The 12387-nt window shown below is 65.0% G+C and carries 17 protein-coding genes; 2 read left to right on the top strand and 15 right to left on the bottom strand.

Going from position 1 to position 12387, the window contains the following annotated elements; translation table 11 throughout:
* Positions 1 to 93 precede the first annotated feature (93 nt).
* Entirely contained in the window at positions 94 to 1242 is a 1149-nt protein-coding gene (locus K5880_RS15370; protein WP_297654055.1) for a trypsin-like peptidase domain-containing protein, read from the top strand.
* Between the two features lie 9 nt (positions 1243 to 1251).
* Here K5880_RS15370 and tatC read toward each other — a convergent pair whose 3' ends face one another.
* The 7 genes from tatC to hisI all read right to left on the bottom strand — a co-directional run bounded on the left by tatC (position 1252) and on the right by hisI (position 4560).
* Positions 1252 to 2052 (bottom strand): twin-arginine translocase subunit TatC, encoded by an 801-nt coding sequence (tatC, locus tag K5880_RS15365; protein ID WP_297654052.1) that lies wholly within the window; start codon positions 2050 to 2052, stop codon positions 1252 to 1254.
* Positions 2052 to 2546: a Sec-independent protein translocase protein TatB gene (gene tatB / locus K5880_RS15360; protein ID WP_297654049.1), complete on the bottom strand. Its 495-nt coding sequence runs from the start codon at positions 2544 to 2546 to the stop codon at positions 2052 to 2054. The genes tatC and tatB overlap by 1 nt, the downstream gene beginning before the upstream one ends.
* Before the next feature lie 94 nt (positions 2547 to 2640).
* Positions 2641 to 2883 (bottom strand): Sec-independent protein translocase subunit TatA, encoded by a 243-nt coding sequence (gene tatA / locus K5880_RS15355; protein ID WP_297654046.1) that lies wholly within the window; start codon positions 2881 to 2883, stop codon positions 2641 to 2643.
* 114 nt (positions 2884 to 2997) lie between these two features.
* Positions 2998 to 3360 (bottom strand): histidine triad nucleotide-binding protein, encoded by a 363-nt coding sequence (locus tag K5880_RS15350; RefSeq protein WP_297654043.1) that lies wholly within the window; start codon positions 3358 to 3360, stop codon positions 2998 to 3000.
* A 13-nt stretch (positions 3361 to 3373) separates the two neighbouring features.
* Positions 3374 to 3763: a hypothetical protein gene (locus K5880_RS15345; RefSeq protein ID WP_297654040.1), complete on the bottom strand. Its 390-nt coding sequence runs from the start codon at positions 3761 to 3763 to the stop codon at positions 3374 to 3376.
* Between the two features lie 12 nt (positions 3764 to 3775).
* Positions 3776 to 4150, bottom strand: a complete 375-nt coding sequence (locus K5880_RS15340) for a phosphoribosyl-ATP diphosphatase (protein ID WP_297654037.1) — start codon at positions 4148 to 4150, stop codon at positions 3776 to 3778.
* An 11-nt stretch (positions 4151 to 4161) separates the two neighbouring features.
* Complete coding sequence (gene hisI, locus K5880_RS15335; protein WP_297654200.1) at positions 4162 to 4560, bottom strand: phosphoribosyl-AMP cyclohydrolase; 399 nt, start codon at positions 4558 to 4560, stop codon at positions 4162 to 4164.
* A 66-nt stretch (positions 4561 to 4626) separates the two neighbouring features.
* Between hisI and K5880_RS15330 the strand changes: the two genes are divergently transcribed.
* Entirely contained in the window at positions 4627 to 5124 is a 498-nt protein-coding gene (locus K5880_RS15330) for a lipopolysaccharide assembly protein LapA domain-containing protein (RefSeq protein WP_297654001.1), read from the top strand.
* Between the two features lie 9 nt (positions 5125 to 5133).
* Here K5880_RS15330 and hisF read toward each other — a convergent pair whose 3' ends face one another.
* From hisF to murA, 8 genes are read right to left on the bottom strand one after another with little or no spacing between them, the layout of a single operon-like run.
* A complete protein-coding gene (gene hisF, locus K5880_RS15325; RefSeq protein WP_297654197.1) occupies positions 5134 to 5913 on the bottom strand; it encodes an imidazole glycerol phosphate synthase subunit HisF in 780 nt (259 codons plus the stop codon).
* A gap of 2 nt (positions 5914 to 5915) precedes the next feature.
* Complete coding sequence (gene hisA, locus K5880_RS15320; RefSeq protein WP_297653998.1) at positions 5916 to 6656, bottom strand: 1-(5-phosphoribosyl)-5-[(5-phosphoribosylamino)methylideneamino]imidazole-4-carboxamide isomerase; 741 nt, start codon at positions 6654 to 6656, stop codon at positions 5916 to 5918.
* 27 nt (positions 6657 to 6683) lie between these two features.
* On the bottom strand, positions 6684 to 7346 hold the full coding sequence (gene hisH, locus K5880_RS15315; protein ID WP_297653996.1) for an imidazole glycerol phosphate synthase subunit HisH: 663 nt from the start codon (positions 7344 to 7346) through the stop codon (positions 6684 to 6686).
* Positions 7347 to 7359: 13 nt separating this feature from the next.
* Positions 7360 to 7980 carry an imidazoleglycerol-phosphate dehydratase HisB gene (hisB, locus tag K5880_RS15310; protein ID WP_297653994.1) on the bottom strand — a complete coding sequence of 207 codons (621 nt, stop codon included), beginning with the start codon at positions 7978 to 7980 and terminating at the stop codon, positions 7360 to 7362.
* Positions 7977 to 9065 carry a histidinol-phosphate transaminase gene (hisC, locus tag K5880_RS15305; protein WP_297653991.1) on the bottom strand — a complete coding sequence of 363 codons (1089 nt, stop codon included), beginning with the start codon at positions 9063 to 9065 and terminating at the stop codon, positions 7977 to 7979. The genes hisB and hisC overlap by 4 nt, the downstream gene beginning before the upstream one ends.
* Entirely contained in the window at positions 9062 to 10453 is a 1392-nt protein-coding gene (gene hisD, locus K5880_RS15300) for a histidinol dehydrogenase (protein ID WP_297653989.1), read from the bottom strand. Before hisD ends, hisC begins: the two co-directional genes overlap by 4 nt.
* Before the next feature lie 4 nt (positions 10454 to 10457).
* Positions 10458 to 11105 carry an ATP phosphoribosyltransferase gene (gene hisG, locus K5880_RS15295; RefSeq protein ID WP_297653987.1) on the bottom strand — a complete coding sequence of 216 codons (648 nt, stop codon included), beginning with the start codon at positions 11103 to 11105 and terminating at the stop codon, positions 10458 to 10460.
* On the bottom strand, positions 11102 to 12382 hold the full coding sequence (gene murA / locus K5880_RS15290; RefSeq protein WP_297653985.1) for a UDP-N-acetylglucosamine 1-carboxyvinyltransferase: 1281 nt from the start codon (positions 12380 to 12382) through the stop codon (positions 11102 to 11104). Before murA ends, hisG begins: the two co-directional genes overlap by 4 nt.
* Positions 12383 to 12387 lie beyond the last annotated feature (5 nt).

Raw genomic sequence — 12387 nt, 5'->3', positions numbered from 1 at the left:
TGAAGCCGCCGCCAACCCGCCCATATGCGGGAGAATAAGGTCTGTGCCACGACCCACGCCGGGTCAACCGCTTTCAAACCCATACGCAACGACATGAAACGTCTCTGGCTTCTGTTCGCCCAAACGGTCACCGTGCTGGTGGCGGCCCTGTTCGTGGTGGGTACGCTGCAGCCCCAATGGCTGGGTCGCCAGGGCGCCGTGGTGCCGGTTTTCGAGGCACCAGCGCCGGGGGTTGCCGCACCCGTCGAAGGCACGGGAAGCTTCCGCGCCGCGGCGCGCGCCGCGTCGGCGGCGGTGGTGAGCATCAACACCAGCAAGGCACCAGCCAACAACCCGCAAAGCGCGGACCCCTGGTTCCGCTTCTTCTTCGGCGACCAGACGCCGTCGCAGCAGCAAAGTGGCCTCGGCTCGGGTGTGATCGTCAGCCCGGCCGGTTATGTGTTGACCAACAACCACGTGATCGAGGAAGCGGACGAGATCGAGGTCATCCTCAACGACGGACGCAAGGCCGTGGCGCAGGTCATCGGCACCGACCCCGAGACCGACCTGGCGATCCTGAAGATCGATCTGACCGACCTGCCCGTCATCACGCTGGGCAATTCGGACGCACTGGAGATCGGGGATCAGGTGCTGGCGATCGGCAATCCGTTCGGCGTGGGTCAGACCGTCACCAGCGGCATCGTGAGCGCGCTGGGCCGCACGCAACTGGGCATCAACACCTTCGAGAACTTCATCCAGACCGACGCCGCCATCAACCCGGGCAACTCGGGCGGCGCGCTGGTCGACGTGCAGGGCCAACTGATGGGCATCAACACAGCGATCTACTCACGCTCTGGCGGTTCGATGGGCATCGGGTTCGCCATACCCACCTCGACCGCGCGCAGCGTGATGGACGCCATCGTGAGGGACGGCAAGGTCACGCGCGGCTGGATCGGCGTGGAGCCACAGGACCTGAGCCCTGAACTCGCCGAGAGTTTCGGCATGCAACCAGGCACCGGCGTCATCATCAGCGGTGTGCTACAGAACGGGCCTGCGGCCCAGGCCGGCGTTCGACCTGGTGACGTGATCACCGCTGTGGCCGGCCGCCCGGTCACCAACGTCGCGCAGCTCCTGTCGGCCGTGGCCAGCCTGCAACCTGGCACGCCCACCACGCTCGACGTCGTGCGACGCGAAGGCAAAACGAAGATCGAGGTGACCCCTGGCCGGCGCAACCTGCCACGCCAGCAGTTGACCCCCCGCTGATCGCATCGGTCAGCGCGCGGCTTCTTCTTCCTCTTTCGCCTCTTCGTCGGTCCTGGCCGACGCCTTGACAAACCATCGCGCTCCCCAGATGCCCAGTTCGTACAACAGGCACATGGGCACCGCGAGGGCCAGCTGGGAGATCACGTCGGGAGGTGTGACCACTGCGGCGATGACGAATGCCACAACGATGAAATAGCCGCGGAAATCCTTGAGCTTCTGCACCGTCACCATGTTCATCCTGACCAGCAGCACCACGACAATGGGCACCTGAAAGGCCAGGCCGAAGGCCAGATACAGCGACAGAATCGCCTCGACGTAGGAAGCGATATCCGGCGTGGCCGCCACACTGGCCGGTGTGAACTGCTGGATGAAGCCGAACATCTTGTCGAGCACGAAGAACTGCACGAACGCGATGCCCACGTAGGCCAGCAGACTGCCCAGGACAATCAGCGGAACGGCGAAGCGCCGCTCGTGGCTGTAGAGCCCCGGCGCCACGAAGGCCCAGACCTGGTACATCCACCAGGGCAGTGACAGCAGCAACGCGGCCATCGCCAGCACCTTGATCGGCACGAAGAAAGGCGAAAACACACCTACGGCAATCAGCTTGGCATCGGGCGGCATGTGCGCCCGAATCGGCACCGCGATCAGGTCGATCAACCCGCTGGGACCTGGCCACACAGCCAGCAAGGCCATGCAGATCGCCAGACCAATGATGCCGTACAGGAGCCGGTCTCGCAGCTCCATCAAGTGCTGGACGAACGGCTGCTCGGTACCGGCGAGCTCGTCGGTGGAATCTTTGGGGTCGGACATCAACGGGGAGCAGAAGTTGAGCGGGGCCGGAAACGGGCCACGCGGGCCGCACCCGATTGCGTGCGTGTGCGCACACCGGTGCGGGCCTTGAACCACTGGGGCATGGCCTTCTGCTTGATGCGCCAGTTCTTTTTGGGGTGTTTGTAGATCGGCGGGGCTTCGAGCGAGCCCAGGGGGGCATTGGCATCGTACGACGAGGTCGCTCCGTCAAGGCCGGCCGTGGCATCCGACCAGGACTTCTCGAAATCGCTGGCACCGCTCTGCACCGAGTTCTCGACATCGCGCGCCGCCTCGGTCACCGTATCCTTCATCTTTTTGAGTTCTTCCAGCTCCATCGAACGGCTGACCTCGGCCTTCACGTCCGACACGTAGCGCTGCGCCTTGCCCAGCAGGGCACCGACGGTGCGGGCCACGCGCGGCAACTTTTCGGGGCCAATGACGATCAACGCCACCGCACCGATAAGGGCGAGCTTGGAGATGCCCAGATCAATCATGTATCGGCCGTTCCGCGGGCAAGGTAGATGGGGCGGTCAGCCCCGGGGGAGCGCAAGGGGACGCGAAGGTGCGCGTTCCCGTGCAACAAGGGCATCAGCTTTTCTGCTTGGCCTCGACGTCAATGGTGTTCTTGTCGGCGCGGGTGTCCTGGGTCACCTGCCCAGCCGGTGCGCCGGCATTGTCGGCCGGGGTTTGCCCGCCTTCCTTGATACCGTCCTTGAAACCCTTGACCGCACCGCCCAGATCGGACCCGATGTTCTTGAGCTTCTTGGTCCCGAACACCATCACCACGATCAGCAGCACGATCAGCCAGTGCCAGATTGAGAACGAACCCATGAGTTTCTCCAGATAGGGAAATGAAGCGACAGTCGCTATGAGTGGGATTCTAAGCCCGGGTAGGAGTTCAGCCCGTTCAACCCGCCCCAATACCAGCGCCTTGCGCAGAGGTGATCAGCCGCGCAGCCAGGGACGAGGCCCGCCCATCACGTGCACGTGGAGATGGTGCACCTCCTGCCCCCCTTCAGCGCCGTTGTTGCACACGATGCGAAATCCACCCTCGGGGTACGGATTGCAGCCCTGCTCCAGTGCCAGGCGAGGGGCCAGGGTCATGATGCGCCCCATCAGACGCTCGTGCTCGGGCGTGAGCTGCGCCATGGACGGAACATGTTCTTTGGGCACCATGAGAAAGTGCACCGGAGCCCACGGGTGTATGTCGTGAAAGACGTAGATGTCCTCGTCTTCGTACACCTTTTTTGACGGAATCTGGCCGGCGATGATCTTGCAGAAAATGCAGTTCGGGTCGTGAGGGCTCATGGGAAGGGGGTCGTTACTCGGGCATGGGCTGGCTGGCGTTCATGCGCACCACGCCCTTGACGATGCGGTAAAGGAACCAGAGGGAAATGAGGCACCAGGCGATCCAGCCCGGCGCAACGAGCAACAGCCACAGCGGCAATGTCACCAGGTAGAGCACGGCAGCCCAGATCACGGTGCGGATGCGCCAGGAAAAATGGCTCGCCTGCCACGTGCCCTCGGCGTCACCCTTTTTCACCAGGTCGATGATCAACGCCACGAGCAGCACCACCGGGCTGGCCTGGGCACCAGGCAGCACAGCCGCCACCGCCACCACAAGGTGCAGGACGTAGCTGATCCAGCCCACCGTCTTGAGTGACTGGGCCCTTTCACTGTCTGTCGCTTCGACGTCGATGATGTCGCTCATGAGCCAACTCCTTCAGACTGCGTCCGGGTCGATCTCGCGCTGGCGAACCTTGCGCATCGCCTTTTCCTCCAGGCCACTGAGGCCTTCTCGGCGCACCAGTTCTGCCACCACGTCGCCCGGCCCCAGGTTGTAATGGGCCAGCGCGATCATGCAGTGGAACCACAGGTCGGCGGTTTCGTTCACCAGCTTCTGCCGGTCACCACCATGGTCGGCGTCCTTGGCGGCCATGACCGCCTCGGTAGCTTCTTCACCGATCTTTTTCAGGAAGGCATCGGGGCCCTTGTGCAACAGTCGCGCCACGTAGCTCTGCTCGGGGTCGCCGCCATTGGTCGGTTTGCGGCTTTCGATCACGGCGGCCAGTCTCGCCAGGTCGTCGGTGGAGGACATGCTCTGATGGGTCACTTGTAAATGGATTCGGGGTCCTTGAGCACCGGCTCCACCGCGTGCCAGCTCCCGCTCTCGAAACGCTGGAAAAAGCAGCTGTGGCGGCCAGTGTGGCAGGCGATGCCGGGTTCGTGCCCCAGTTGCGTGACCTTGAGCAGCACGACGTCGTTGTCGCAGTCCATCCGGATGTCGTGCACGGTCTGCACATGGCCCGACTCCTCGCCCTTGAACCACAGCCTGTCGCGAGACCGGCTGTAGTACACGGCGCGCCCGAGTTCGGCGGTCTTCTGGAGTGCCTCACGATTCATCCAGGCAAACATCAGCACATCGCCCGTGGCGTTTTCCTGCGCGATCACGGGCACCAAGCCTTGCGCATCCCACTTCACTTCGTCGAGCCAGTTCATGGCGGGAATCTACCATGGGCACACAAGCGGTACCATGACCCGAGTCGTCTCCTGCCGACACATACTAGGAACCCCATGAAAGTCCGCACCTTGCTCCTGGTCCTCTTCATCCTGTTCATCGCGGGATTCGTCGCGCTGAACTTCGAGCAGATCCTGCAACCCACCGCGCTCAACTTTGGGTTCACCCAGGTGCAGGCGCCCATGGGGCTGGTGCTGCTGGGCATGCTGGCTCTGGTGCTGGTGGTGTTTCTCGCCGCGCTGGTGTACTACCAAACCATGCACCTGATGGAGATGCGCCGCGTCACGCGCGAGGTCAACGAACAGCGTCAGCTCGCCGACAAGGCCGAGGCCTCACGCTTCACCGAGCTGAAGCATTATCTGCAAGGGGAACTGCAGGCTGCGACCAAGCGTGAACAGGCCCTGTCAGAGCAGTTGCACCAGAGGCTGGAGCAGGTCCAGGCCACACTGACCCAGGTCATTGAGCAAACAGGCAACGGCCTGAGCGCGACTGTGGGTGAGCTGGAAGATCGGCTGGAGCGCCAGTTGCCGCCGCGCGGGGGCGACAGGCTCTAAACCGCCTCGTCAGAGCCGAACCGGGATGCCGCGTTCGGCCATGCGCGCCTTGGCCTGCGCCACGGTGAATTCGCCGTAGTGGAAGATGCTGGCGGCCAGCACCGCGTCCGCCCCCCCCTGCTGCACGCCATCGGCCAGGTGGTCCAGGTTGCCCACACCGCCCGAGGCGATCACGGGCACGCTGACCGCGTCGGCCACGGCGCGCGTAAGGGCGAGGTCGAAACCGGACTTGGTGCCGTCACGGTCCATGCTGGTGAGCAGGATCTCGCCCGCGCCGAAGTCGGTCATCTGGCTGGCCCAGGCGACCGCGTCCAGGCCCGTGTTCTTGCGCCCACCGTGGCTGTACACGTCCCAGCCCTCGCCGCGCTGGATCAGGTCATCGCCCTGGCGGCGTTTGGCGTCGATCGCGACCACGATGCACTGCGCACCGTACTTGTCTGACGCGTCGCGGATCACCTGGGGATTGGCAATGGCAGCAGAGTTGAAACTGGTCTTGTCGGCCCCGGCGTTGAGCAGACGGCGCACGTCTTCCACCGCGCGCACGCCGCCACCCACGGTGAGCGGAATGAAGACCTGGGAAGCCACGGCTTCAATGATGTGCAGGATCAGGTCGCGCCCGTCGGACGTGGCCGTGATGTCCAGGAAGGTGAGTTCGTCGGCGCCCTGTTCGTTGTAGCGCGCGGCGATCTCCACCGGGTCGCCGGCATCGCGCAGTTCGACGAAATTCACGCCCTTGACGACGCGACCGCCCGTGACGTCCAGGCAGGGAATGATCCGCTTAGCCAGCATGCTCATCCATTGAGTTCATCGGCCAGGTTCTGCGCCGCTTCGAAGTCCAGATCGCCGCTGTAGATCGAGCGGCCGCAGATCACGCCCTCGACGCCCTCGTCCTCCACCGCACACAGCGCGCGGATGTCCTCGAGGTTGGACAAGCCACCCGAAGCGATGACCGGGATCGAGAGCGCCTGCGCCAGCTTGACCGTGGCATCGATGTTGATGCCCGAGAGCATGCCGTCGCGTCCGATGTCGGTGTAGATGATGCCTTCGACGCCGTAGTCTTCGAACTTCTTGCCCAGATCCACGACTTCGTGGCCCGTGAGCTTGCTCCAGCCATCGGTGGCGACCTTGCCATCCTTGGCGTCCAGGCCGACGATGATGTGGCCACCGAATGCGGTGCAGGCGTCCTGCAGGAAGCCTGGATTCTTCACCGCCGCGGTGCCGATGATCACGTAGCGCAGACCGGCGTCGAGGTACCGTTCAATGGTGTCGAGATCGCGGATGCCACCGCCGAGCTGCACGTCCACCTCGGCACCGACCTCCTTGAGGATGGCGCGGATGGCCTGTTCGTTCTTCGGCTTGCCGGCGAAGGCACCATTGAGGTCCACCAGGTGCACGCGCCGTGCGCCCTTGTTGACCCAGCTTCGGGCGATGGCCGCCGGGTCTTCGCCGAACACCGTGGATTGGTCCATGTCGCCCTGTTTGAGGCGAACGCACTGGCCGTCTTTCAGATCAATGGCAGGAATCAGCAGCATGATGATGTGGATGCAAGGCGGATGGACTCAGGGATTCCAGGACAGGAAGTTGCGGTACAGCGCCAGCCCCTGATCGGCGCTTTTTTCGGGGTGGAACTGGGTGGCAAAAATATTATCGCGGGCGATGGCCGCCGCAAAACGGCCGCCATAGTCCGCTTCCCCCACGCTGTTTGCCGCCAGCGCCGGTCGAGCATAGAAGCTGTGCACGAAATAGAAATAGGCGCCATCCCCGATACCGGCCCACAAAGGGTGGGACGCGCCACGCCCGAGTTCGTGGAACACCCGGTTCCAGCCCATCTGTGGCACCTTGAAGCGGCTGCCGTCGGCCTGCAGCCTGCCCTCCAGCTGGAAGCGCACCACCTCACCCGGAATCAGGCCCAGGCCGTTGGTAGGACCTTCCTCGCTGCGGTCCAGCAGCATCTGCATGCCCACGCAGACACCAAACAGCGGCTTGTGCGCGGCAGCATGCAGCACGGCATCCTGCAGCCCGGAGGTGGCGAGCTCGCGCACGCAGTCGCCCATATGGCCCTGGCCGGGCAGGATCACCCGGTCGGCATCGCGCACGGCCTGCGCATCGGACGTGACCAGCACCTCCACGTCTTCGGCATGCGCCACATGCCGCACAGCCTGCGACACGGAGCGCAGGTTCCCGCTGCCGTAGTCCACCACGGCGACTGTCTTGCGTTTCATCGGACAGGAGAACTCAGAGCGAGCCTTTGGTCGAGGGAATCACGTCGCCCATGCGCGGATCGCGCTCCAGGGCCATGCGCAGGGCGCGGGCAAAGGCCTTGAAGACAGTCTCGGCCTGATGGTGGGCGTTTTCGCCGTGCAGGTTGTCGATGTGCAGGGTCACGCCGGCGTGGTTGACGAAGCCCTGGAAAAATTCAAATGCCAGCTGCGTGTCGAAACCACCGACCATGCCGCTCTTGAACGGAACACGCATGTGCAGGCCCGGGCGCCCGGAGAAATCGATCACCACGCGCGAGAGTGCCTCGTCAAGCGGTACGTAGGCATGGCCGTAGCGGCGGATGCCTTTTTTGTTGCCGACGGCCTGCGCGAAGGCCTGACCGAGCGTGATGCCCACATCTTCCACGGTGTGGTGGCCATCGATGTGCAGGTCGCCCTTGGCCTGGATGTCCAGGTCGATCAGCCCGTGGCGGGCGATCTGGTCGAGCATGTGATCGAAGAAGCCGATGCCCGTGGACAGCTTGGCCGAACCCGAGCCGTCGAGATTGACACGCACGCCGATCTGCGTCTCCGAGGTGTTGCGCTGCACGTGAGCCACGCGGTCGGACACGGTGAGGGCGGAAGGCGTCTGGGTCATAGGGAGGTCTTGAGGGCGCGGATCAGCTGGGCATTTTCCGACGGCGTGCCCACCGTCAGGCGCAGGCATTGGGCCAGCAGTGGATGCATTTTAGAAACATTCTTCACCAGAATGCCCTGGGCCTTGAGTCCATCAAAGCATCGCTGCGCGTCCGGCACCCGAACCAGCACCATGTTGGCGTCGCTCGGGAAGGGCGTGACACCGGGCACACGGTCCAGTGCATCGATGAGCACGGCGCGCTGCTCGCGGATCTGCGCCGCCTGCTGCGCGAACACGTCGGCATGCTCCAGCGCGAACAGTGCGCACTCGGCGTTGAGCACGCTCACGTTGTACGGCGGGCGCAGCTTGTCGACCTCATGCACCAGCGCCTGGGCACCGATCATGTATCCGATGCGCACGCCCGCCAGCCCGAACTTGGAGAGCGTGCGCATGAGCAGAACGTGGGCGTTTTCGGCAGGGTTCGCGCGGATTTCGTCCAGCCAGCTGTGACTGGAAAACGGCTGGTAGGCCTCGTCCATCACCACCAGGCCACCGAAACCGGCAGCCTCCGCGATCAGGCGACGGATGGCTTCCGCGTTCCAGAGGTTGGCGGTGGGGTTGTTCGGATAGGCGATGTAGGTGATGGCGGGCCTGTGCTCGCGCATTGCGGCCAGCATCGCGGGTTCGTCGAGCTCGAAGTCGGCCGTGAGCGGCACACCCACAAACTTCAGGCCCTGCAACTGCGCGCTCATGCCATACATGACGAAGCCGGGCAACGGCGCCAGGATGGTTGCCCCCGGCAGATCGCAGCCCATGGCCAGCAGGGAGATGAGTTCGTCGGAGCCATTGCCCAGCATCAGGTCGCAGCCCGCAGGCAGATCCACGTAGCGGGCCAGCGCCTGCTTCAGATCGTCGATACGGGCACCCGGATAGCGGTGGATCGCCACAGCACCCAGCCGCGCACCCAGTTCGGCCTGCAGCGCGGGCGGCAGTGCGAAGGGGTTTTCCATGGCGTCGAGCTTGATCAGGCCGACCGAGTCCTGGATGGCGTAGGCGTGCATGGACTGCACGTCCTGGCGGATCACGCCCAGCGGGTTGGCACTCATTTCGCGCCCCGCATCGGCGGCACGGTGCTGAGCCGCAGTTCGGCCGCGCGCGCATGCGCCTGCAAGCCTTCGCCGTAGGCCAACTCGGCCGCGATCACGCCCAACCCCTGGGCACCGGCCTGACTCACCTCGATCAGGCTGCTGCGCTTCTGGAAGTCGTACACACCCAGGGGCGACGAGAAGCGCGCGGTGCCGCTCGTGGGCAGCACGTGGTTGGGGCCGGCACAGTAGTCGCCCAGGCTTTCGCTGGTGTAGGCACCGAGGAAGATGGCACCGGCATGCCTGAGGAGTGGCTCCCACCGGTGCGGTTCGCTGCTGGAGACCTCCAGGTGTTCGGGCGCAATGCGATTGCTGATGGCGCAGGCCTCTTCCATGCTGCGGGTGTGGATCAGTGCACCGCGGTCATTGAGGCTTCTGGCGATGATGGCGGCGCGAGGCATGGTTGGCAGCAGGCGGTCGATCTCGTGCTGCACGGCATCGATGTAGGCGGCGTCCGGGCACAGCAGGATACTCTGCGCCAGTTCGTCGTGTTCGGCCTGGCTGAACAGGTCCATCGCCACCCATTCGGCGGGCGTGCTGCCGTCGGCCAGCACGAGGATTTCGCTCGGGCCGGCGATCATGTCGATGCCCACGGTGCCGAACACGCGCTTCTTGGCGCTGGCCACGTAGGCGTTGCCCGGGCCGGTGATCTTGTCCACCTTGGGCACGGTGGCCGTGCCGTAGGCCAGCGCGGCCACGGCCTGTGCACCGCCGATGGTGAAGGCGCGGGTGACGCCAGCCACGTACGCAGCCGCCAGCACCAGATCATTGCGTTCACCACGCGCCGCGGTGGCTGCGCCGCTGCCGCCGGTGGCCACGCTGCCGCGCACTGGCGTGGGCACGACCATGATGATGTCCTGCACGCCGGCCACGTGGGCGGGCACGGCATTCATGATCAGGCTGGACGGATAGGCCGCCTTGCCGCCGGGCACGTAGATGCCCACGCGGTCCAGTGGTGTGACCTTCTGGCCCAGCAACGTGCCGTCCTCATCGCGATAGCTCCAGCTCTCGCCCCCGGCCTTCTTCTGCGCCTCGTGGTAGCTGCGCACGCGACGCGTGGCGGCTTGCAAGGCCTCGCGCTGGGCGGCGGGCAGGCTGTCGAACGCGGCCTTGAAGTCGGCCTGTGTGAGCTCGAGATCGGCCATTCCGCTGGCGGCCAGCCCGTCGAAGCGCGCGGTGTATTCGAGCACCGCGGCATCGCCGCGTTCACGCACGTCGGCCAGGATGTCGGCTACGCGTTGTTCGATCGCCCCGTCGGTCTCGGCCGACCAGTGCAGGCGAGCCGCAAACTGCGCCTCGAAGTCTGCGGCGGAGGTGGACAGGCGGGCGGGACGGGCGGTCAGGCTCATGGGATCACGGGACTTCTTTGGCGATGGCTTGCGCGAACGCGTCGATGATGGGGCGGATGGCCGCCTGCTTGAGCTTGAGCGAGGCCTGGTTGACCACCAGGCGCGCGCTGATGTCCATGATGTGCTCGACCTCGACGAGGTGGTTGGCCTTGAGCGTGTTGCCGGTGGACACCAGGTCGACGATGGCGTCGGCCAGGCCCGTGAGGGGCGCCAGTTCCATGCTGCCGTACAGCTTGATCAGGTCCACATGCACGCCCTTGCCAGCAAAGAACTCGCGTGCGATCGAGGTGTACTTGGTGGCCACCTTGAGCCGCGAGCCCTGCCGCACCGCCGAGGCGTAGTCGAAGTCGGCACGCACCGCCACGCTGACGCGGCAGCGCGATATGTTCAGATCCAGCGGCTGGTACAGGCCCTGCCCGCCATGCTCGATCAGCGTGTCCTTGCCGGTCACGCCCAGGTCGGCGCCGCCGTGCTCCACATAGGTCGGCACGTCGCTGGCGCGCACCAGCACCACGCGCACGTCGGGGTTGCTGGTCGGCAGGATCAGCTTGCGCGACTTCTCGGGGTCCTCCAGCACTTCGATCCCTGCGGCCTTGAGCAGCGGCAGGGTCTCGTCGAAGATGCGGCCTTTGGAAAGGGCTAACGTGATCATTTGATGCGCTCGATGTCGGCGCCGATGCCGCGCAGCTTGGCTTCCATCTGGTCGTAACCCCGGTCCAGGTGGTAGATGCGGTCGACGATGGTCTCCCCCTCAGCCACCAGACCGGCGATCACCAGACTGGCCGAGGCGCGCAGATCGGTCGCCATGACGGTGGCGCCCGACAGGCGCGGGATACCCTCGATCACGGCGACCTTGCCATCGGTCTGGATACGCGCGCCCAGCCTTACCAGTTCGTTGACGTGCATGAAGCGGTTCTCGAAGATGGTCTCCGTCACCTTGCTCGCACCTTCTGCAATGCAGTTCAAAGCCATGAACTGGGCTTGCATGTCGGTGGGAAAGCCGGGGTACTCGGTCGTGCGGAAGCTCTGGGCCTTGAGGCGTCCGGAGGCACGCACGCGGATGAAGTCGCCCTGTGCGTCCTTGCCAGCCTCGATCTCGGCACCAGCCTCGTGAAGCTTGTCGATCACCGCATCCAGGTGGTCGGCACGGCCGTGGCGCAACACCACGTCTCCGCCAGCGGCGGCGACGGCACAAAGGAAGGTTCCCGTCTCGATACGGTCGGCCACCACCTGATGGGTGCAGCCGCGCAGCCGCTCCACGCCCTGAATATGGATGCGGCTGCTGCCGTGGCCTTCGATCTTCGCGCCCATGGCGATCAGCATCTCGGCCAGGTCGCTGATTTCGGGCTCCTGCGCGGCGTTCTCCAGCAGCGTCTCGCCCTCGGCCAGCGCCGCGGCCATCATGAAGTTTTCGGTGCCGGTCACGGTCACCATGTCGGTGGCGATGCGCGCGCCGTGCAGGCGCGTCTTGCCCGCCGGCAGTCCGGCAACCATGTAGCCGTGTTCGACCACGATGTCGGCGCCCATGGCCTGCAGGCCCTTGATGTGCTGGTCGACCGGCCGCGAGCCGATGGCACAGCCCCCCGGCAGGGAGACGCGGGCGTGGCCGAAGCGCGCGAGCAGCGGGCCGAGCACCAGCACCGACGCGCGCATGGTCTTGACGAGTTCGTACGGCGCCTCGGCCTTGATCGGTCCGGTCGCCTGCAAGGTGAAGCCACCGCGCTCACCATGGGTCTGCGTCTGCACACCCATGTTGTCAAGCAACTGCCGCATGGTGGCCACGTCGCGCAGGCGTGGCACGTTGTTCAGGGTCACCGCTTCTGGGGTTAGCAAGGCTGCGCACAGTTCGGGCAACGCAGCGTTCTTGGCGCCGGAGATGGTCACCTCGCCCCGCAGGGTTCGGCCACCGTTGATTCTCAGTTTGTCCATGGGCG

It is taken from the genome of Hydrogenophaga sp., assembly GCF_025699295.1.
Classification (GTDB): domain Bacteria; phylum Pseudomonadota; class Gammaproteobacteria; order Burkholderiales; family Burkholderiaceae_C; genus Hydrogenophaga.
Note: the sequence above shows the minus strand (reverse complement) of the source record. Positions and strands in the feature narration are given on the sequence as shown.

Excerpts from the sequence above, each read along its gene's own strand:
- tatB (WP_297654049.1), bottom strand. The coding sequence starts at position 2,546 with ATGATTGATCTGGGCATCTCCAAGCTCGCCCTTATCGGTGCGGTGGCG.
- tatA (WP_297654046.1), bottom strand. The coding sequence starts at position 2,883 with ATGGGTTCGTTCTCAATCTGGCACTGGCTGATCGTGCTGCTGATCGTG.
- hisH (WP_297653996.1), bottom strand. The coding sequence starts at position 7,346 with ATGAAACGCAAGACAGTCGCCGTGGTGGACTACGGCAGCGGGAACCTG.
- K5880_RS15345 (WP_297654040.1), bottom strand. The coding sequence starts at position 3,763 with ATGAGCGACATCATCGACGTCGAAGCGACAGACAGTGAAAGGGCCCAG.
- hisB (WP_297653994.1), bottom strand. The coding sequence starts at position 7,980 with ATGACCCAGACGCCTTCCGCCCTCACCGTGTCCGACCGCGTGGCTCAC.
- murA (WP_297653985.1), bottom strand. The coding sequence starts at position 12,382 with ATGGACAAACTGAGAATCAACGGTGGCCGAACCCTGCGGGGCGAGGTG.
- hisC (WP_297653991.1), bottom strand. The coding sequence starts at position 9,065 with ATGAGTGCCAACCCGCTGGGCGTGATCCGCCAGGACGTGCAGTCCATG.
- hisA (WP_297653998.1), bottom strand. The coding sequence starts at position 6,656 with ATGCTGCTGATTCCTGCCATTGATCTGAAAGACGGCCAGTGCGTTCGC.
- K5880_RS15330 (WP_297654001.1), top strand. The coding sequence starts at position 4,627 with ATGAAAGTCCGCACCTTGCTCCTGGTCCTCTTCATCCTGTTCATCGCG.
- K5880_RS15340 (WP_297654037.1), bottom strand. The coding sequence starts at position 4,150 with ATGTCCTCCACCGACGACCTGGCGAGACTGGCCGCCGTGATCGAAAGC.
- hisF (WP_297654197.1), bottom strand. The coding sequence starts at position 5,913 with ATGCTGGCTAAGCGGATCATTCCCTGCCTGGACGTCACGGGCGGTCGC.
- K5880_RS15370 (WP_297654055.1), top strand. The coding sequence starts at position 94 with ATGAAACGTCTCTGGCTTCTGTTCGCCCAAACGGTCACCGTGCTGGTG.
- K5880_RS15350 (WP_297654043.1), bottom strand. The coding sequence starts at position 3,360 with ATGAGCCCTCACGACCCGAACTGCATTTTCTGCAAGATCATCGCCGGC.
- hisG (WP_297653987.1), bottom strand. The coding sequence starts at position 11,105 with ATGATCACGTTAGCCCTTTCCAAAGGCCGCATCTTCGACGAGACCCTG.
- tatC (WP_297654052.1), bottom strand. The coding sequence starts at position 2,052 with ATGTCCGACCCCAAAGATTCCACCGACGAGCTCGCCGGTACCGAGCAG.
- hisD (WP_297653989.1), bottom strand. The coding sequence starts at position 10,453 with ATGAGCCTGACCGCCCGTCCCGCCCGCCTGTCCACCTCCGCCGCAGAC.